At 68.1% G+C, this 17,702-nt stretch carries 14 protein-coding genes; 6 read left to right on the top strand and 8 right to left on the bottom strand.

Annotated elements, in window-relative coordinates:
* Positions 1–324 precede the first annotated feature (324 nt).
* The gene (locus M1L61_RS01180; RefSeq protein WP_248854203.1) at positions 325–1,161 is read left to right on the top strand and encodes a DUF2884 family protein; all 837 of its coding nucleotides are present in this window, start codon (positions 325–327) and stop codon (positions 1,159–1,161) included.
* A gap of 102 nt (positions 1,162–1,263) precedes the next feature.
* On the opposite strand, the gene zapE is transcribed toward M1L61_RS01180, so the two are convergent.
* Complete coding sequence (gene zapE / locus M1L61_RS01175; protein WP_029380119.1) at positions 1,264–2,364, bottom strand: cell division protein ZapE; 1,101 nt, start codon at positions 2,362–2,364, stop codon at positions 1,264–1,266.
* Positions 2,361–3,032 (bottom strand): CocE/NonD family hydrolase, encoded by a 672-nt coding sequence (locus M1L61_RS01170; RefSeq protein ID WP_043400616.1) that lies wholly within the window; start codon positions 3,030–3,032, stop codon positions 2,361–2,363. The genes zapE and M1L61_RS01170 overlap by 4 nt, the downstream gene beginning before the upstream one ends.
* A 43-nt stretch (positions 3,033–3,075) precedes the next feature.
* Between M1L61_RS01170 and M1L61_RS01165 the strand changes: the two genes are divergently transcribed.
* Positions 3,076–3,933: an EamA/RhaT family transporter gene (locus tag M1L61_RS01165; RefSeq protein ID WP_248854202.1), complete on the top strand. Its 858-nt coding sequence runs from the start codon at positions 3,076–3,078 to the stop codon at positions 3,931–3,933.
* A gap of 301 nt (positions 3,934–4,234) precedes the next feature.
* Here the strand turns inward: M1L61_RS01165 and M1L61_RS01160 are convergent, their stop codons facing one another.
* The 3 genes from M1L61_RS01160 to M1L61_RS01150 form a co-directional block, all read right to left on the bottom strand.
* On the bottom strand, positions 4,235–5,680 hold the full coding sequence (locus M1L61_RS01160) for an ExeM/NucH family extracellular endonuclease (protein WP_197602214.1): 1,446 nt from the start codon (positions 5,678–5,680) through the stop codon (positions 4,235–4,237).
* Positions 5,681–5,888: 208 nt separating this feature from the next.
* A complete protein-coding gene (locus tag M1L61_RS01155) occupies positions 5,889–6,407 on the bottom strand; it encodes a c-type cytochrome (RefSeq protein WP_043400625.1) in 519 nt (172 codons plus the stop codon).
* A 219-nt stretch (positions 6,408–6,626) separates the two neighbouring features.
* Positions 6,627–7,244 carry a TetR/AcrR family transcriptional regulator gene (locus M1L61_RS01150; RefSeq protein WP_019337660.1) on the bottom strand — a complete coding sequence of 206 codons (618 nt, stop codon included), beginning with the start codon at positions 7,242–7,244 and terminating at the stop codon, positions 6,627–6,629.
* A 161-nt stretch (positions 7,245–7,405) separates the two neighbouring features.
* Between M1L61_RS01150 and M1L61_RS01145 the strand changes: the two genes are divergently transcribed.
* Genes M1L61_RS01145 through M1L61_RS01135 form a run of 3 tightly spaced genes read left to right on the top strand, consistent with a single transcriptional unit; the run spans position 7,406 to position 12,199 of the window.
* The gene (locus M1L61_RS01145; protein WP_019337659.1) at positions 7,406–8,569 is read left to right on the top strand and encodes an isovaleryl-CoA dehydrogenase; all 1,164 of its coding nucleotides are present in this window, start codon (positions 7,406–7,408) and stop codon (positions 8,567–8,569) included.
* 10 nt (positions 8,570–8,579) lie between these two features.
* Positions 8,580–10,190, top strand: a complete 1,611-nt coding sequence (locus tag M1L61_RS01140) for a carboxyl transferase domain-containing protein (RefSeq protein WP_010487057.1) — start codon at positions 8,580–8,582, stop codon at positions 10,188–10,190.
* Between the two features lie 26 nt (positions 10,191–10,216).
* On the top strand, positions 10,217–12,199 hold the full coding sequence (locus M1L61_RS01135; protein ID WP_029380121.1) for an acetyl/propionyl/methylcrotonyl-CoA carboxylase subunit alpha: 1,983 nt from the start codon (positions 10,217–10,219) through the stop codon (positions 12,197–12,199).
* A gap of 19 nt (positions 12,200–12,218) precedes the next feature.
* Here M1L61_RS01135 and M1L61_RS01130 read toward each other — a convergent pair whose 3' ends face one another.
* Positions 12,219–13,385, bottom strand: a complete 1,167-nt coding sequence (locus M1L61_RS01130; RefSeq protein WP_010487060.1) for a putative peptide maturation dehydrogenase — start codon at positions 13,383–13,385, stop codon at positions 12,219–12,221.
* A gap of 138 nt (positions 13,386–13,523) precedes the next feature.
* Between M1L61_RS01130 and M1L61_RS01125 the strand changes: the two genes are divergently transcribed.
* Entirely contained in the window at positions 13,524–13,820 is a 297-nt protein-coding gene (locus tag M1L61_RS01125; protein ID WP_010487062.1) for an NHLP-related RiPP peptide, read from the top strand.
* Between the two features lie 7 nt (positions 13,821–13,827).
* Here M1L61_RS01125 and M1L61_RS01120 read toward each other — a convergent pair whose 3' ends face one another.
* Positions 13,828–16,326 carry a putative peptide modification system cyclase gene (locus M1L61_RS01120; RefSeq protein ID WP_248854201.1) on the bottom strand — a complete coding sequence of 833 codons (2,499 nt, stop codon included), beginning with the start codon at positions 16,324–16,326 and terminating at the stop codon, positions 13,828–13,830.
* Between the two features lie 4 nt (positions 16,327–16,330).
* Positions 16,331–17,371 carry a GGDEF domain-containing protein gene (locus M1L61_RS01115; protein ID WP_019337655.1) on the bottom strand — a complete coding sequence of 347 codons (1,041 nt, stop codon included), beginning with the start codon at positions 17,369–17,371 and terminating at the stop codon, positions 16,331–16,333.
* Positions 17,372–17,702: the final 331 nt, after the last annotated feature.

The raw sequence follows: 17,702 nt of genomic DNA, 5'->3' as shown, positions 1-17,702 counted from the left end.
GGGGTCCGTCAACGCCAAATGTAGTGAAATTCGGCAATCCCTTGCGCCGCAAGGATCGTGCCATCGGCGCCCGGATCAGACGCTTCAGACCTGCCGGAACGGGCTGCGCAGTCAAGCCCGAAAGGCGTCATTGCGGTGGTACAACGCACCGCGAAAACGGAACAATGACAGCTTCACATGACAGTGATGAAACTGGCTAGGGACAACCCTGTGGATAGATGGTGGGCAGCCGGTGGGAATCCGGTGGACGGGTGACTTCCGGCCGGTGACGCCCGCGCGCTGACGGCGGATGCTGGCCGCTCGCTCCCGGAAAAGGATGCTCCGATGCACCTGCGGTTGCCCGCGCTGGCCCTGCTGCCCGCCCTGTTCATCGCCCCGGCGCTGGCCGCCGAGGGGCTGGACCTGCGTTCGGACCAGTGCGGCATCCATACCGACTATGACGTGCTGGTGGACAGCGGCGGCATCTGGCTGCGGCATGGCCCGCAGGCGCCGCATGAAGTGGTGTTCCACGACGGCGAGCTGAGCCTGGACGGCAGGATGGTCACGGTCAGCGCCGCCGACGCCGCCCGCCTGCGGCAGATGGAGGCCGGTGCCCGCCAGTTGATGCCGGCGGCCACCGCACTGGCCCACGAAGTCTCCGGGGTCACCTTCGATGCGCTGGACGCTGCCTTCGAGGCCATCACCGGCAAGTCCCGCAACCGCCAGATGCGGGCGATGCGCGGCGAGATGCAGGACTGGATCGACGCCAGCCTGGGCCGCGGCTACTGGGAACAGGAAGCCTTCGGCGACGGCTTCGACGCGCACATCGAGCAGATGGCCGAGACGATGGCCGGGTCGATGACCCGCAGCGTGATGTGGCAGGTGTTCACCGGCCGCGCCGGGGCCATGGAGCGCCGCGCCGATCGCCTCGATGCCGAAGTCGACCGCCGCATGGAAGCGCGCAGCCAGCAGCTGGAAGCCAAGGCAATGGCCCTTTGCCCGATGGTGCGTTCACTGGCAGAGGCCCACGATGCGCTGGAAGTGCGCTACCAGGGACAGCCACTGCGGCTGCTGGAGCGCGGCGAGAGCGTTCGGGTGGAGCACGGCAGCGGCTCGGGGCTGCATGTGTCGGCCGGGCCGGATGAGCGGCCGTTGGGGAGCGCGGTTGCGCCCACCCGATAGCCGCGCCGTGCTGTCGTAGAGCCGAGCCCACGCTCGGCTGCTTTTCGGCACATCATGCAAAGGCAGCCGAGCGTGGGCTCGGCTCTACAAACGGCACTACCCTCACGCCCGGTGCGGGGTGCCCAGGTATTCGGCGCTCTGCATTTCGATCAGGCGCGAAGCAGTGCGCTCGAACGCGCCCTGCAGGCGCTGGCCGGTGTACAGCTCGATCGGCGAGGTGCTGGCGGTGCAGACCAGGTTGACGTGGCGGTCGTACAGCTCGTCGATCAGGTTGACGAAGCGGCGCGCGGCATCTTCGTTCAGGCGATCGAATGCCGGAATGCCGCCCAGCAGCACCGTGTTGAACTCGTGCGCGATCTCGATGTAGTCCGAGGGCCCCCGCGGGCCCTCGCACAGCGCGGCGAAATCGAACCAGGCGATACTCTTGCCGCGGCCACGGACCGGAATCTTGCGACCCTCGATCTCGATGTTGCCGGCCTTGGCCGGCTGGCCGCCACTCAGCTCATTCCAGCGCGTGGCCAGCCACTCATCGCTGTCGGCCGCCAGCGGTGCGCGGTACACCGGCGAGCGGGTCAGCGCGCGCATGCGGTAATCCTCGGTGCCTTCGGCGTACAGCTCGACGCAGAAGCGCTGCAGCAGGCCGATGGCCGGCAGGAAGCTCTCGCGCTGCAGGCCATTGAGGTACAGGTTCTCCACCGCCGTGTTGGAAGTGGTGACCAGGGTCACGCCTTCGGCAAACAGGCGTTCCAGCAGCCGCGCCAGCAGCATCGCATCGCCGATGTCGGTGACGAAGAACTCGTCCAGCACCAGCACGCGCAGGTTGCTGCGCCACTCCTGGGCGATCTTCGCCAGCGGGTCGCTCTGCCCCTGGTGCTCGCGCAGGCGCTCGTGGACGCTGCGCATGAAGCGATGGAAATGCGTGCGGTACTTCTGCTTGATCGGCAGCCCGTCGTAGAACAGGTCGACCAGGAAGGTCTTGCCGCGGCCGACGCCGCCCCAGAAGTACAGGCCCTTCACCGGCTCGGGCTTTTTCCAGAACGAGGACAGGCGGTCCAGCCAGCCGTCCTCGGCGCTGTCCAGCAGGCCCAGGTGGATGCGGTCCAGCTCGGCCAGCGCAGCATGCTGGGCCGGGTCGTTCTGCCAGTCGCCACGGGCGACCCCTTCCGCGTACCGCTGCGACGGGGTCAACTCGGTTGCACTCATGCCGCTGCGCCCAGCCAATGTTTCACGCCGTGGGTCAGCGCGCCGCGCAGGTCGATCAGCTTGCGGTGGAAGAAGTGGCTGGTCTCGGGCATGCGCACCAGCTCATGCGGGAAGTCCAGCGTGTCCAGCCACTGGTAGACGGCCTGCGGGTCGACGATCTCGTCCTGCTCGCCCTGGATCACCAACCAGCGCGCCGGCGGTGCGATGCCATCGAAATCCCAGCGACCGGCCGGCGGCGCAATCGAGATCAGCGCTTCCGGCTGCAGCGCGGCAGCGGCCTTCAGCGACACGAACGAGCCGAAGCTGAAACCGGCCAACCACAGGCGGTCGTCCGGACGCTGGCTGCGCACCCAGGCGGCGACGGCCTTCAGGTCGTCCTGCTCGCCCACGCCGTGGTCGAACTCACCGGCCGACGCGCCAACACTGCGGAAGTTGAAGCGCACCGTGGCGATGCCCAGCTCGCGCAGGGTGGTGGCGGTCATGGTGACCACCTTGTTGTGCAGGGTGCCGCCCTCGGTGGACAGCGGATGGCAGACGATGGCCACGATCGGCTGCACCGGCACATCGGCCTTGGGCAGGTCGACGACCACTTCCAGCGGGCCGGCCGGGCCGTCCAGTTCGAGGCAGGCGGTTTCGCCAGGGGCGACGGGGAACGAAGGCTTGTGCATGGCACCATGATACCGTCCCCTGCCCCCGCCCTGTGCCCGCCCCATGCTCTACCTGTCCTTGGCCGTGATCTGCAGCGTGCTGGTTTCGGTGTTGTTGAAGCTGGCCAACCGCCGCCAGCTGGATGTGGCGCAGATGGTCACCTGGAACTATCTGGTGGCTGCAACGCTCACCGCCGGGGTGCTGCAGCCGCCGCTGGATGCACTGCGCGCGCCGCATGCGCCGTGGCTGTCATTGCTGGCGCTGGCGGTGGTGCTGCCGTCGATCTTCCTGGTGCTGGGCCGCGCGGTGGCGGTGGCCGGCATCGTCCGCAGCGACGTGGCGCAGCGGCTGTCGCTGCTGCTGTCATTGGCCGCCGCGTTCCTGTTCTTCGGCCAGACCGCCACGCCGTGGAAGTTGGTCGGCCTGGCGCTGGGCCTGGTCGCCATGGTGGCGATCAGCCTGCGCCCGCGCGGACCGGCGGTGTCGTCCTCACCCGGTGGCTGGGGCTGGCTGCTGGGCGTCTGGGCCGGGTTCGCGGTGGTCGACGTGCTGCTCAAGCAGGTGGCGCTGTCGGGCACGCCGTCGATGGCGGCGGTGCTGGCCAGCTTCAGCGTGGCCTTCGTACTGATGCTGGCGCTGCAGCTGTGGCGGCACTTCAGTGGCCGCAGCCGGCTGGCCTGGCGCAACCTCGGCGCGGGTGCGCTGCTGGGCCTGCTCAACGGCGGCAACATCCTGTTCTATGTGCATGCGCACCAGTCGATGCCGGAGAGCCCAGCCACCGTGTTCGCCGGCATGAACATCGGCGTGGTGGTGCTGGGCGCGCTGGTGGGCGTGTTCGTCTTCGGCGAGGCGACCACGAAGTGGAACCGCACAGGTCTGGCGCTGGCGGTGCTGGCGATCGGGTTGATCGCCTGGGGGTGAGCGTTGGTTGCGGCGGGCCATTTCCGCGCCCGCGGTGGGATGTCACTTTTCTTTTCGCGCGAAAAGAAAAGTAACCAAAAGAAACGCGCCGCCAGCCGCGAGCCGGTGCTGTGCACCGGTTCCCTGCGCTTCTCGGTGAACCAGGGGACGGCGCCGAACTCGCTGCGCTCAGACATCGGCGCCTCTTCGCCCCTGATTCACCTGCGATGCTCGGCTCGCTTGAAGGCGGACTGGTAGATCAAAAGCAAAGGCGGCATCCGTGCCGATCAAGGTCCCTCCCAGAGCAGATCCCCGGCGAACCTTATCTGTCGAAACCCAGCAGCAGCGGGTCGTGGTCGGAGCTGCGCCACGGGCCCTGCACGTTGCGGCCCTGGTAGCCGCTGGCGTCCTGCTCGTCGGCGTTGCTGTGCCATTCGGCGGCGCCGCGCAGGCGCTTGGCCATGCCCGGGCTCAGCAATGCATGGTCGAGGCGGCCGGTGTAGCCGTTGTAGACGTAGCTGTAGGGATGCTCGACCTTGGCGACCTTGAACGCGTCCTGCCAGCCCAGGTCATGCAGGGTGCGGATCGGGTCTTCCATCGCGTAGGCGTTGAAATCGCCCAGCAGTACCGCGTCCTTTGCACCGGTACCGGTCGGGTCGGTCTGCAGCCAGGCGTGCAGCTGCTGCGCGGAGGTCACGCGGGTGGCGTTCCAGCAGCCCTGGTTGTCGTTGCGGTCGGCGTCGGCACCGGCGGCGTCGCGGCAGCCCTTCGACTTGAAGTGGTTGGCCACCACCACGAACGGTGCGCCCTGCTTGCCCTGGAAGGCCTGCGCCAGCGGCACGCGACTGTGCTCGACGAATGGACCACCGGTCAGCGTGGCCGGCTTGCCGACCGGCTGCAGGCGCGCGCTGCGGTAGATGATGCCGACCCGGATCGGGTTGTCGCCGGGGCCGTTGCCCGCGTCGACGAAGCGCCAGTCGCCCTGCGCGCCGCGGTCCCGGTTGAGCGCATCGACCAGTTCGGCGATGGCCGACTGCGGACCGTAGCCGTCGTTCTCCAGCTCCATCAGCGCGGCGACATCGGCGCCCAGCGCGTTGACCGTGGTGACCAGCTTGGCCACCTGCGCCTTGTGCTCGTCCAGCGTGCGCGCGCCGCGCAGGGTCGGGAAGCCACCGCCCTGGCCATCACCGTTGAAGAAGTTCTCCAGGTTGAAGGCCGCCACGTGCAGGCCGCCCGGCACGGTCGGCACCGCCGGACGCTTCAGCTCCGGCAGTTTCAGCACACCTTCGACCTGCAGGCGCGGCCGCCCCTGCGCGTCCATGTGCACGACACCTTCCACATTGCGCAGCTGCATGCCGGTACGCAGCACCGGGCTGGCCGGCAGATAGGCCACGCTGGCCGGGTCGCGGGCATCGCTGCCGTCGTCCAGCACCAGGCGGCGGCGCTGGTTGTCGGCCATCACCTGCTCGTAGCCGGCAGTACCCGGCGCGGCCACTTCGGTCGGCTGCCAGAGGCGGCCATCGAAGGCCACGGTGAGCTGGCCGAAGCGCTCCAGGCCGTCGGTACCGGCCAGGGTCAGCGGTGCGGCGATGCGCACGCGCTGGCCATCCAGCACACGCCAGTCGGCCGGCGCGGCGGTCAGCACCACGGTGGCGCTGCTGCGCGCAGTGGAAGGCGACGCGACCGGTGCGGCCTGCGGCTGGGCCTGGGCAAAGGCGCCGGCCGGCAGCAGCAGGGACAGGGCAAGGGCGAGGGAACGGCGGCGCATCGACGGGCGACTCCATGGAAGAGGCGCACAGACTAACCCTGAAATGCGAAACCCCGCCTGCGCAGCGGGGGCATATGAGCGATCAGGCCTCGGTGGGCAAAGCCTGGGAATCGTAGAGCCGCGCCCATGCTCGGCTGCACCTGGCCACACCGCGCGGAGAGCAGCCGAGCGTGGGCTCGGCTCTACAGGAAGCAGCGCGTTGGGGCGTCTACTTCAGGTTGCCCAGCATCCAGTCCACGGTGGCGTGGATCTGTTCCTCGGTCAGCGCCGGGTTGCCGCCCTTGGGCGGCATGATGCCGCCGTCCGGGCCGGTGTAGCCCTCGATGGCGTGCTTGTAGAGGGTGTCCTTGCCCTGTGCGATGCGCTTGTCCCAGTGCGAATGGTCCAGCGTCGGCGCCATGCCCACACCGGTGGTGTGGCAGGCGGTGCACAGGTTGTCGAAGATGACCTTGCCGTCCTTTGTGCCGCCGTAGGCCACCTGCGACGCGGCCTTGGCCAGCGCGGCGGCCTTGGCGGCGGCCTGCGCGGCGGCGCCGGTGCTGCCGGCATAGACCGCGCCGGTGGGCGAGATGCGCTGTTCGGTGCGCTTGGCCGCGGCCGGCGACACCTCGGGCGGAATCCTGGTGTGGATGTAGGCGGCAAGGAGGATGAGGCCGAGGGTGATGGTCGCCAGCAGCGCGATCACCATGGAGAAGCGTTTCAGGAACTCCAGATCGTAATTCCGCACTCTTCGTTACCCCTGGCTGATAGTCGTTGGACCACGGCTGAGCGACTGCGTGATGGACCGAGTATAGAACGCGCTTTGCGTGCGACAACAGGCGTCACTGCTGGTGCGGCGCAACATGCGGCCGTGGCCGCATGCGGTTAGCGCCGGGGCGTGCCCGGCGAGCGCGAAGCGCGGCAACAACGGTCGAGGATGGCAACAGCCGCCGGGCATGGCCCGGCGCTACCGTTTTGCGGGGGCGCCGATCGCACGCAGACAGAAGCTGCAGATCGCATCCACCAGTGCGTCTTCGTCGCGGTGTGCTTCGCGGCTGGGCGCGGTCGGGCCGACCATGGCTTCGGTGAAGGCGCCGACCAGGCAGGCGGCGGCCACATGCGCGTCCTGCGCCGGCAGCTCACCGGCCGCCACGCCCTCCTCCACCAGCCGCAGGAACACGTCACCGAACGCGCGGCGACCGCGCATGCGCTCGGCTTCCACGTCCGGGTCGACCGGTTCAACGATGAAGGCGTGCGCCAGCCCCGGCCCGGCCAGGGCGCGGCGGACGAAGGCGGTGATCGCCAGCCGCAGGCGCTCGCTGGCCACCTCCGGGCCGCTGGCGATGCGTTCCATGATCGCAACCTCGTGGGCCACGGCGGCGTTGAGCACCTCCACGAACAACTCGGCCTTGGACGGGAAGTGCCGGTAGATCAGGCCGGTGGACACCCCCGCCTGGGTCGCCACGGCGGTTACCGGAGCATTGCGCCAGCCGCCGGTGGCGACCAGCTCGCGGGTGGCCAACAGGATCCGTTCACGGGCCCCGGCCAGCCGTTCTTCCATCAGTGCAGAGCGTTTGTAGGCCATGTTTTGATTCTAGTTTCAATTTTTGAATTTGTATTCACTTCTTACCCGAACCCCGCTACGCTGGGGTCCAATCGCCCGTGCGGGCAGCGGTCCTGCAGACCGCCGCCCGCTCCCCCGCCGGGTGCGTCCATTTCCTGCCATCCCGCCGTGGAGCCACCACAATGCACGTGCCATCCCTGAACTTCGACCTTGGCGAAGACATCGACCTGCTGCGCCAGAGCGTGGCCCATTTTGCCGCCGCCGAGGTCGCACCGCTGGCCGCCGAGGCCGATGCCACCAATCAGTTCCCGCTGGCCCTGTGGCCGAAGCTGGGCGAACAGGGCCTGCTCGGCCTCACCGTGGAAGAAGAATACGGCGGCACCGGCATGGGCTACCTGGCCCACGTGGTGGCGATGGAAGAGATCTCGCGTGCTTCCGGCGGCATCGGCCTGTCCTACGGCGCGCACTCCAACCTGTGCGTGAACCAGCTGCGCAAGAATGGCAACGAAGAACAGAAACAGCGCTTCCTGCCGGGCCTGTGCAACGGCAGCCTGGTCGGCGCGCTGGCGATGAGCGAGCCGGGTGCCGGTTCGGACGTGGTGTCGATGAAACTGCGCGCCGACAAGCGTGGTGACCGCTACGTGCTCAACGGCAACAAGATGTGGATCACCAACGGCCCGGATGCCGACGTGCTGGTGGTCTATGCCAAGACCGACATGGACGCCGGCGCCAAGGGCATCACCGCGTTCCTGGTCGAGAAGGGCATGAAGGGCTTCTCCACCGCGCAGAAGCTGGACAAGCTGGGCATGCGTTCCTCGCCCACCTGCGAGCTGGTGTTCCAGGACTGCGAAGTACCGGAAGAAAACGTGCTGGGCCAGATCGGTGGCGGCGTGCGCGTGCTGATGTCCGGCCTGGACTACGAGCGCGTGGTGCTGTCCGGCGGCCCGCTGGGCCTGATGGCCGCAGCGATGGACGTGGTGATGCCCTACGTGCACGAGCGCCACCAGTTCGGTGAGGCGATCGGCAGCTTCCAGCTGATCCAGGGCAAGATTGCCGACATGTACGTGGGCCTGGGCGCCTGCCGTGCGTATGTCTATGCCGTGGCACGCGCCTGCGACCAGGGCCGCACCACCCGCCAGGACGCCGCCGGTGCCATCCTGTACGCCGCCGAGAAGGCGACCTGGCTGACCGGCCAGGCGATCCAGATCCTGGGCGGCAACGGCTACATCAACGAATACCCGACCGGCCGTTTGTGGCGCGACGCCAAGCTGTATGAAATCGGCGCCGGCACGTCGGAGATCCGCCGCATGCTGATCGGCCGCGAACTGTTCCAGCGCACCCTGTAAGGCCACCGCGATGACCGTCCTGAACAGCCAGCTGCAACCGGGCAGCGAAACCTTTGAAAGCAACCGCGCGGCCATGCAGGCCGTGGTTGACGACCTGCACGCCACGCTTGCCCGCACTGCACTGGGCGGAAGCGAGGCGGCACGCGCCAAGCACACCGCGCGCGGCAAGCTGCTGGTGCGCGACCGCATCGACGCCCTGCTCGACCCCGGCAGCGCCTTCCTGGAAATCGCGCCGCTGGCCGCGCACGGCATGTATGACGATGCCGTGCCCGCTGCGGGCGTGGTGGCCGGCATCGGCCGCGTGAGCGGCGTGGAATGCGTGATCGTGGCCAACGATGCCACGGTCAAGGGCGGCACCTACTACCCGATGACGGTGAAGAAGCACCTGCGCGCGCAGGAGATCGCCGAGCAGAACCACCTGCCGTGCATCTACTTGGTCGATTCCGGCGGCGCCTTCCTGCCGCTGCAGGACGAGGTGTTCCCCGACCGCGATCATTTCGGCCGCATCTTCTACAACCAGGCCAACCTGTCGGCGCAGGGCATTCCGCAGATCGCCTGCGTGATGGGCAGCTGCACCGCCGGTGGCGCCTACGTGCCGGCGATGAGCGACGAGACGGTGATCGTGCGCGAGCAGGGCACGATCTTCCTCGGCGGCCCGCCGCTGGTGAAGGCCGCCACCGGTGAAGTGGTGACGGCCGAGGAACTGGGCGGTGCCGACGTACACACCCGCATCTCCGGCGTGGCCGACCACATGGCCGACAACGATCTGCAGGCGCTGGCACGGGTGCGCGCGATCATCGCCCAGCTGAACTGGCGCAAGCCGGAGCCGGCGATGGCGGTGCAGGCGCCCGAGGAACCGCTGCTGCCGGCGCATGAACTGTATGGGGTGATTCCCGCCGATACGCGCAAGCCCTACGACGTGCGCGAAGTGATCGCACGCCTGGTCGATGGCTCGCGCTTTGACGAGTTCAAGCCGCGCTATGGCGCAACACTGGTTACTGGCTTCGCGCATCTGAACGGCTACCCGATCGGCATCATCGCCAACAACGGCATCCTGTTCTCCGAGTCGGCGCTGAAGGGCGCGCATTTCATCGAACTGTGCACCCAGCGCAACATCCCGCTGGTGTTCCTGCAGAACATCACCGGCTTCATGGTCGGCCGCAAGTACGAACAGGGCGGCATCGCCAAGGACGGCGCCAAGCTGGTGATGGCGGTGGCCTGCGCCAAGGTACCCAAGTTCACCGTGGTCATCGGCGGCTCGTTCGGTGCCGGCAACTACGGCATGTGCGGCCGTGCGTACTCGCCCAACTTCCTGTGGATGTGGCCCAACGCGCGCATCGGCGTGATGGGTGGCGAGCAGGCCGCCAGCGTGCTGGCCACGGTCAAGCGCGATGGCATCGAAGCCAAGGGCGGCCAGTGGCCGGCAGCGGAGGAAGACGCGTTCAAGGCACCGATCCGCGAGCAGTTCGAGCAGCAGGGCCACCCGTACTACGCCAGCGCGCGCCTGTGGGACGACGGCGTGATCGATCCGGCCGACACCCGCCGCGTACTGGCCCTGGCGCTGTCGGCCAGCCTCAACGCCGCCCCGCAGCAGACGCGCTTCGGCGTGTTCCGCATGTAACCCGTGCCATGACCGAGCCTGTTGCCATGTTCACCAAAGTCCTGATCGCCAATCGCGGCGAAATCGCCTGTCGCGTCATCGCCACCTGCCGCCGCCTCGGCATCGCCACCGTGGCGGTATATTCCGATGCCGACCGCAACGCGCGCCACGTGCGCCTGGCCGACGAAGCCATCCACATCGGTCCGGCCGCTGCACGTGAAAGTTACCTGCGCGGCGATGCCCTGCTCGACGCCGCACGCCTGACCGGCGCGCAGGCGATCCACCCCGGTTACGGCTTCCTGTCAGAGAATGCCGACTTCGCCGATGCCTGCGCCGCCGCCGGCATCACCTTCATCGGGCCGCCGGCCAGCGCCATCCGCGCGATGGGCGACAAGAGCGCGGCCAAGGCATTGATGGCGAAAGCCGGCGTGCCGCTGACGCCGGGCTACCACGGCGACCAGCAGGAACCGTCCTTCCTGCGCGAACAGGCCGACGCCATCGGTTACCCGGTGCTGATCAAGGCCAGCGCCGGTGGCGGTGGCAAGGGCATGCGCAAGGTCGAGCGCAGCGAGGACTTCGTCGATGCGCTGGCCAGCTGCCAGCGCGAGGCGGCCTCGGCGTTCGGCAATGACCACGTGCTGGTCGAGAAGTACGTCGAGCGCCCGCGCCATATCGAGATCCAGGTGTTCGGCGACAGCCACGGTGAGGCGGTCTACCTGTTCGAGCGCGACTGCTCGGTGCAGCGCCGCCACCAGAAGGTGCTGGAAGAAGCACCCGCCCCGGGCATGAGCGCAGAACGTCGCGCGGCGATGGGCAAGGCGGCGGTCGATGCCGCGCGCGCGGTGGGCTACGTCGGTGCCGGCACGGTGGAGTTCATCGCCGGCCCGGACGGCGATTTCTACTTCATGGAAATGAACACCCGCCTTCAGGTCGAGCACCCTGTGACCGAGTACATCACCGGCACCGACCTGGTGGAATGGCAGCTGCGCGTGGCCTCGGGCTTGCCGCTGCCGCTGCGCCAGGAGCAGCTGGCGATCCACGGCCATGCCATCGAAGCACGCCTGTACGCAGAAGATGCCGACCGCGGCTTCCTGCCCTCCACCGGTACCCTGCGCCGCCTGCGCCTGCCGGCTCCGTCTGCCCATGTGCGCGTGGATACCGGCGTGGAGGAAGGCGACAGCATCACCCCGTACTACGACCCGATGATCGCCAAGCTGATCGTCTGGGACGTGGACCGCGACGCCGCGCTGCGCCGCATGAGCCAGGCACTGGCCGACTGCCAGGTGGTGGGCGTGACCACCAATGCCGGCTTCCTGCGCCGCCTGGTGAACACCGATTCGTTCGCGCACGCCAAGCTGGATACCGCGCTGATCGAACGCGAACAGGCGGCATTGAGTGCAGCGGGCGATACGGATGATGCCCTGTGGCAGCTGGCCGCCGTGGCCGCTGTTGCAAGCACTGCCGGTGCCGGCAGCGATGCGCGCGACCCGCATTCGCCGTGGCAGGCGCAGGACGGCTGGCGCCTTGGCGCGTCCGCGCCGCGCGTATTGCCGCTGCAGCAGGGAGAGCGCCGGCACACGCTGAAGGTGTGGGCGCAGGCCGATGGCTGGCGCGTGCAGTGCGACGATGCGGCGCCGGTGCAGGTGATCGGCACGGCCAGTATGCAGGGCCTGACGGTGCAGCTGGGCGAGCGCCGCTGGTCGTTGCAGCTGCTGCGCGACGGTGACCAGCTGTACCTGTTCGGCGCCGACGGCCAGCACCGTTTCACCCTGCACGATCCGGTGGGTGAATCGGACCACGCCGTGGCCGACGCCGGCAGCCTGCTGGCGCCGATGCCGGGCAAGATCGTTGCGACGCTGGTCGCCGCCGGTACCGAGGTCAAGCGCGGCACGCCGCTGGTGGTGCTGGAAGCGATGAAGATGGAGCACACCCTGCAGGCACCGGCGGACGGCACGGTGAAGGGTTACCGCGCCAAGGCCGGCGACCAGGTGGGTGACGGTGCAGTACTGGTGGACTTCGAGGCGGCGTGAACGCCGCGGCGGCGACCGCTCAGCGGTCGTCGCCCACCACCACCCGGCCAGCAGGATCGAATTCGGCCGTGTCCAGCGTGGCACTGCGCCAGCCCAGGCCGCAGATGGCCATCGCGCTCTGCCCGATGCCGTCGAAACCGAAGGCACGATCGACATCGGCATCGTTGATGGCTGCGGTGACGAATGCCGCCAGGCCACGCTCGGTCGCGCACAGGTACAGCAGCTGCGAGATGTGGCCGACATCCAGCGTCACCGCACGATACGCCTTGGCGTGGTTGCGGTACTTCCAGAAGCAGCGGTCGTACCGCGGTGCCAGCACCAGCAGCGCCGGTGCATCGGCGAACCACTCCTGACCGGACAGCATCCGCCGTGCCAGCGCGGGCAATGCATCAGGCGGCGGCGAGGGCAGCGGCAGCACGGCGTGCTGCACCGGGTGGTAGTGGTACAGGCCCGGTGCCAGTCCTTCCACGTTCTGCACCAGCAGGAAACCTTCGGTGGGATGCAGGCCGCCGCCGGAGGGCACGTTCTTCTTCAGGAACTCGGTATCACGCTCGACCTTCTGCACCGCGTGGGCCATCAGCGTGCGCTGCAGCACCTGGGCCAGCAGCGGCAATGGCAGCGCGCGCTGCGGGTCGAAATTGCGGCAGGTCGTGCGCTGCGCCAGCAGCGCGTCGAACGCCGCCTCTTCACTGCGCGGCAGCGGCTGGTAGTCGCCCTGCAGGGCCTGCACCACCGGTGGTGGCGGCCCCAGCCGCTGGCGCAGGCCGGCAGCGGTATCCAGACCCTGGCGACGCATGTCCTCCACGCTGTCCACCGCCTGCCAGCGCGCATGGCGATGGGCCAGTGCGGCCAACGGCCACCACTGGCTGCGACGCAATGCCTCATCACGCATCTGGTGCCCGACCTCATCCGGCGGGTCGGTCAGCACCAGCCCCTGCTCGACCAGGCGCGCCAGCATCGCCGGAGAGGTGCCGGCCGGCGGTTCGCTCCAGCGGTGCGCGCTGAGCTCGCCCAGCAGCTGGCGCTCCTCGGCGTCCACCGGCAGCGGCTGGTCCAGATGGGCGGCCAGGGCCACCCAGCTGATCTGGCTATCCATCTCGGCCTGGCCGGCCAGCATCGCGCGCAGGTCCAGGGTGACCGACTCGCGGGGCTCGAACATCAGGCTGGCGCAGCGGCGCAGGCGCATGGGTTTCCTTCCTTCTGCCGCACAACCGGCATAGCAGCAACGACCGCGACGCGGCCAACTTTAGCGACATGCACGCCACCGCCCTCAATGGCAGGCTGTCGCGGCCGATACGAGAAACTCAACCTACGGACGATCTCCATGAGCACCCATCCCCGCCTTTCCGCCGAAGACGCCAGCACCCTGCTGGACCACCTCATCGGCAACGACGACTTCCGCAACCACTTCACCGCATCGCCGGGCAAGGCCCTGGCCTCGATCGGCCTGGACGGTGCCGTTGGCGAGAACGACTGCATGAAGATCGGCACCCTGGCTTCGGTCGAGGAGCTGCGCCGCACCCGCGATTCGCTGCATGCATACCTGAGTGCCTCGACCGCCTCGATGACGGTGGTGTTCTGCTTCGAAGCCGACCGGATCGACGAGCGCGTCAACGCCTGAGTCCGCATCAGCGCGGTACCCGCACCGACGTCGCCTCCGTGGCGATGTCGTGCACATTCAGGGGCTGCCAGACCTGCATGGACGCCACCTCGGCAATGGCCTGACCGTGGTGCCGGGCCAGCCAGGCCTGCTCGCGGCGCACGCCGGCAGTGTCCTGCTCGGCACGCAATGCCTGCAGCAGCACAACATGGGCCTGCACCGGTTCGCTGCCATCAAAGGTGGGCTCGAGCAGATGGCGTGCCGCTTGCGGACGCTGTTGCGCCAGTTCGGCCATCGCCAGCACAACCCGGCGCCACTTGCCCACCACAGGGCTGCGCTGCCGCTCCAGCAGTTCGCCGTGGTCACGCAGCCACTCTGCGGCCAGCGCATGCTGGCCTTGGCGCTGGGCCAGATAGGTCAGGGCCAGCAACTGCAGACTGCGGCTACCCACGGCGGAGTCGTCGTTCTTCCGCAGCAGCGGTCGCAGCATGGCGGCGATGGATTCAAGCTCCTTCGCATCGCCGGCCGTGCACAACGTGGTCACGGTGGCGTGTTGCAGCCGTTGATGGATCTGGTAGTCGATCAGATCCGGTGCTGGGCCATCCGCAGCGATCGCGGCATGCAGGCTGCTGCAATCACGCTGCTCCGCAGCCACCAGCAGGTTTGCCCGCAGGCGCATGCGCTGTTGCAGGTCATCCCCCCGCGGCAACCGCATCAACAGCTGCTGTGCCTGTGCGTCCAGGCCCTGCGCAACCAGCACGTCCACATCCAGGTCGTCGGCCTCGTCATTGCCGCGCAGCATCTGTGCCTGGTGCAAGGTGCGCATTGCCTGCTGCGGCTGGCCGAGGCCCAACTGTGCCCGCGCCAGATGGATCATCGGATACAGCCGCAACGGGTCCTGAGGCACCGTCGCGGCGCGCGCGTAGGGCACGGCCTCGGCGAAGCGATTGTCCTGCAGCAGCCCCCAGGAGGTATTGGACAGCCCCGCAAACGAATCCGGATAGATCTTGGCCAGCGCACGCCACTGTTCCAGTGGCCAGCCACCGGGTTCCAGTTCGGCCTGCCAGCCCTTCAGGTACAGGCGCTCACGCGCGGGCAAGCGCTGCTGCTGGGCCAGCGCGTGCTCCAGCGCGTCACGCGCGTCCGCAACCTGCGCAGTGCGGGCCAGCAGCTTGGCCACGCCCATGTAGGCCAGGGCGAAACCGGGATCGATATCGATCGCCGCCTGGTAGAGGTTGCGTGCTTCTTCGAAGCGACGCTGGCCCAGTGCGCTTTCGGCCAGGGCAAACGCACGCAGTGCGCGCAGGTCCTGGGTCGATGCCCGCGGCAGCGGCAACGACTGTTCCAGGCTCGCCACCGATTCGCCCAGTCCGCGCCGCAGGCGCCCGACCACGTCGTCCACCGCGAACACCATCTGATCGGATCGATCCACGGTGGCGGTGAACGTCTGGATCACCTGGCCGGTGCCGGGTGCGGCGACGTCGATGGCCAGCTCATAGCCACCAATCTTCTGCCGCACGGTCGGCAACAACACGGCGCGCGCACCCTCGCGCACCGCCACCTCGGCCGCGGTATCGCGGTTGAGCCGGGTATCGCCCGAGAGCCGCGCCATTTCCAGGCTCTCGCGGATCTTGCCCTCCGACAGCACGTTCACGTAACGCGACTGCTCCAGCGCAATCCGGATGGCGTGCCGCATCGAGTCGTCGAAGATCGGGTCGCCAGTGAGGTTGTCGACATCGCCGAGCACCACCCAGTCGCGCTCGGCGAACGCGATCGCCGGTTCCGGTCGCAGCAGCAGCCAGCCGCCCAGCACCACCACCGTCAGTACCAGACCTTCAGCGGCCAGCACCAGCGGCTGCCGCCACAGCGGCAGGTCACGGCGCGCCTTGGCATTGGCACGCGGCATGCGCAACGGCGCCGAGCCGATCTCGCCTACTTCGATCACTTCCTGCACCACCGGCACGCCCTTGAAGCGCCAGCGCCCGTGCGACTTCCACAGCAGGCGCGGGCCGCGCTCGCCCAACGCATCGGTGGCGCGGCGCGTCAGTGATTCGGCGACGGCCGACAACAGGATCTGGCCAGGCCGTGCCAGCATCATCAGACGCGCCGCCATCGGCTTGGCCAGCCCTTCCACTTCCATCGACTTGGCGCCGGCGCGCACCGCTTCGGGACTGTTGTCCCAGGTCAGTACGTCACCCACATGCAGGCCGGCACGCGCACGCAGTTCAATCGAACGCTGCTGGCCCAGCGTGTGCAGTTCGCACTGGTAGTCCAGCGCGAAACCGAGCGCATCGATGGCGCGCTCGAACAGCATGAACAGGCCGTCGGAGCGATCGATCAGCTGGCCATTCCAGCGGTGCTGCAACACCAGCACCAGGCGGTCGTGTTCCTGGAACAGGCTCGCGGCCGCGACGTCGCCGATCCGCTCGACCAGCTGCAGCGAATCACACAGATCGGTGAACAGCAGGGCGCGTAGCTGGGGGCTATGCGGGGCTGACGTTCCGTTGTCGCCATTCATCGCCTGCATCTCCCTATGGGCCGTCCGGAGCATCCACCCAGCGCAGGCAGTTGCCGCCATCGCGCTTGGCCTGGTACAGCGCGCGGTCCGCACTGGCATACCACTCGCTCCAGCCGGCCTCCGGCGCCAGCAGGCTGGCACCGATGCTGACCAGGCTGACATGCGGCGTGCCATGACTGCGTTCGAGCAGGCCATGCACCGCGCTGAGGATGAACTCGGCCGCGTGCTGCACGATCTCGTGATTGCCACGGCGCAGGATCAGGCAGAACTCATCGCCGCCGAGGCGGCAGGCCAGGTCCTGCTCACCGGCCATCGAGCGCAGGATGTTGCCCATGCTCTGCAGCACACGGTCGCCGGCCTGGTGGCCGTGACGATCATTGATCTGCTTGAAGCGGTCGCAGTCGATCAGCAGCAGGGCCTGCGGCAACCCGTCACCGTCGGCGCGGCACTCCTGCAGGTACAGGGTCAGGCCACGGCGGTTGTGCAGCCCGGTCAGTTCATCGGTACGCACCAGCTCACGGGTGTGGGTCAGCTGATGGGTGGTGATGTACAGATTGTCCAGCGCGGTTTCCAGATCATGGTTGCGCCGGCGCAGCTGGCTGATCAGGGCCTGCTCGTTGGTCAGCACGCGCATGATCGTGCGCCGCAGGAAGTAGGCGACCAGGCCGGGATCGGATTCCACCAGGCGATGGAAATCGGCCGGGCCCAGCTCCAGTACTTCGCAGTCGGCCAGCGCGCGTGCACTGGCGCTGCGCAGGTGATCACCGACCAGCAGGCCAAGCTCACCGAAGAACTCATGCTGGCCGAGCGTCTTGATCACCAGGTCCTCGCCGAAGTCCAGTTCGATCTGGCCCTGGAGGATCACATACATCCGTTCGCCGCGATGGCCACGCTGGAACAACCACTGTCCGGCATGAAGCTTGCATGGACGGGCAAATCTGGCGAACAATGCCACCTCGGCAGCGGACAGCAGCGCGTGCACGATCTCGGCCATCGCCACCCGGGCGATACCTGACGTCACATCACTGTTCTCGGCCGCACCCCTGCCGGTCATTCCCTGCACCCGCCGCCAGCGTCCCCTGGTGAGCCGCGGAGCATAGCACCGCTTTAAAGTGTGCGCCCTATCTCATTTTGACCCTTCTGCCGATCTTGATTGATGTGAAGATCGATGGTGGCGCGTTCTGGTCACGGGTGTCCGGGCAAAACCCCTGCTGGATCAATCCGATGCCGGGTTTCACAGGGTTTCGGCCAAGTTGCCGGCACACGGGGTGCGCCTGATTGACGCTGCCTGCTGGCCGCGCCTTTGCATCGATACAACAACGCCGGCAGGTCCCCCGACCGGCCGGCGTTGTCTGGCCCTTCCCTGGCCACCCTGATCGCTCTGA

Origin of the sequence: Stenotrophomonas sp. NY11291, assembly GCF_023277365.1 — a bacterium.
Taxonomy (GTDB): domain Bacteria; phylum Pseudomonadota; class Gammaproteobacteria; order Xanthomonadales; family Xanthomonadaceae; genus Stenotrophomonas; species Stenotrophomonas geniculata.
The sequence above is the reverse complement of the archived record's forward strand: the minus strand, read 5'-3'. Positions and strand labels throughout refer to the sequence as shown.

What these genes read in the sequence shown, in the direction of transcription:
- M1L61_RS01180 (WP_248854203.1), top strand. Translation starts at nt 325, where the DNA reads ATGCACCTGCGGTTGCCCGCGCTGGCCCTGCTGCCCGCCCTGTTCATC.
- zapE (WP_029380119.1), bottom strand. Translation starts at nt 2,364, where the DNA reads ATGAGTGCAACCGAGTTGACCCCGTCGCAGCGGTACGCGGAAGGGGTC.
- M1L61_RS01170 (WP_043400616.1), bottom strand. Translation starts at nt 3,032, where the DNA reads ATGCACAAGCCTTCGTTCCCCGTCGCCCCTGGCGAAACCGCCTGCCTC.
- M1L61_RS01165 (WP_248854202.1), top strand. Translation starts at nt 3,076, where the DNA reads ATGCTCTACCTGTCCTTGGCCGTGATCTGCAGCGTGCTGGTTTCGGTG.
- M1L61_RS01160 (WP_197602214.1), bottom strand. Translation starts at nt 5,680, where the DNA reads ATGCGCCGCCGTTCCCTCGCCCTTGCCCTGTCCCTGCTGCTGCCGGCC.
- M1L61_RS01150 (WP_019337660.1), bottom strand. Translation starts at nt 7,244, where the DNA reads ATGGCCTACAAACGCTCTGCACTGATGGAAGAACGGCTGGCCGGGGCC.
- M1L61_RS01145 (WP_019337659.1), top strand. Translation starts at nt 7,406, where the DNA reads ATGCACGTGCCATCCCTGAACTTCGACCTTGGCGAAGACATCGACCTG.
- M1L61_RS01140 (WP_010487057.1), top strand. Translation starts at nt 8,580, where the DNA reads ATGACCGTCCTGAACAGCCAGCTGCAACCGGGCAGCGAAACCTTTGAA.
- M1L61_RS01135 (WP_029380121.1), top strand. Translation starts at nt 10,217, where the DNA reads ATGTTCACCAAAGTCCTGATCGCCAATCGCGGCGAAATCGCCTGTCGC.
- M1L61_RS01130 (WP_010487060.1), bottom strand. Translation starts at nt 13,385, where the DNA reads ATGCGCCTGCGCCGCTGCGCCAGCCTGATGTTCGAGCCCCGCGAGTCG.
- M1L61_RS01125 (WP_010487062.1), top strand. Translation starts at nt 13,524, where the DNA reads ATGAGCACCCATCCCCGCCTTTCCGCCGAAGACGCCAGCACCCTGCTG.
- M1L61_RS01120 (WP_248854201.1), bottom strand. Translation starts at nt 16,326, where the DNA reads ATGCAGGCGATGAATGGCGACAACGGAACGTCAGCCCCGCATAGCCCC.
- M1L61_RS01115 (WP_019337655.1), bottom strand. Translation starts at nt 17,371, where the DNA reads ATGACCGGCAGGGGTGCGGCCGAGAACAGTGATGTGACGTCAGGTATC.